General features: G+C 66.6%; 1 protein-coding gene. It reads right to left on the reverse strand.

The features are described 5' to 3' along the window. Positions 1-889 (reverse strand): hypothetical protein (locus SM757_RS34945; protein WP_322468859.1); only part of this gene is annotated, 889 nt, incomplete at both ends.

The following is an 889-nucleotide window of genomic DNA, read 5'->3' on the forward strand; positions in this document are numbered from 1 at the left end:
AGCCGTCACGTTGGAGCCCACGGCCACGATGTCCGTGCCGGTCTTGGCAAAACCCAGGTCGCCCGACAGCGACACGAAGTTCGCAATGTCGGCGCTAAAGCCCTTGAGCGTGAACGCCACCGTATTCGCGGCGATGGCTTGGCTGAACGTGTAGCTCTGACTGCCGACGCTCACCTTGGTGCCAGCCGTCACGGCACCGGCGGTGCCCGTGTACTGCACGGCCACCGACGTGGCCTTGAGGTTGCCCAGGCCGTCGACATTGGCCGTCAGCGTGCCATTGGCCAGTTCAAACGCCGTGGTGCCGGCCGCGCCAGAACGCAGGCCGAAGCTGGCATTGCTCAGCCGCAGCGACGCGGACGTACCGGCGCTCAGCGCAGCCGTCACGTTGGAGCCCACGGCCACGATATCCGTGCCCGTCTTGGCAAAGCCCAGGTCGCCGGACAGGGACACAAAGTTTGCGATGTCGGCGCTGAAGCCCTTGAGGCTGAACGCCACCGTGTTCGCGGCGATGGCTTGGCTGAACGTGTAGCTCTGGCTGCCAACGCTGACCTTGCTGCCGGCGGTCACCGCACCAGCGGCGCCGGTGTACTGCACGGCCACCGACGTGGCCTTGAGGTTGCCCAGGCCATCGACAGTAGCCGTCAGCGTGCCATTGGCCAGCTCGAACGCCGTGGTACCGGCCGCACCCGAGCGCAGGCCAAAGCTGGCGTTGCTCAGCCGCAGCGACGCGGACGTGCCCGCGCTCAGCGCGGCCGTGACGTTGCTGCCCACGGCCACGATGTCCGTGCCGGTCTTGGCAAAGCCCAAGTCGCCAGACAACGACACGAAGTTCGCGATGTCGGCCGAGAAGCCCTTGAGCGTAAACGCCACCGTGTTGGCAGCGATGGCT

It is taken from the genome of Azohydromonas lata, assembly GCF_034427735.1.
GTDB lineage: Bacteria > Pseudomonadota > Gammaproteobacteria > Burkholderiales > Burkholderiaceae_C > Azohydromonas > Azohydromonas lata.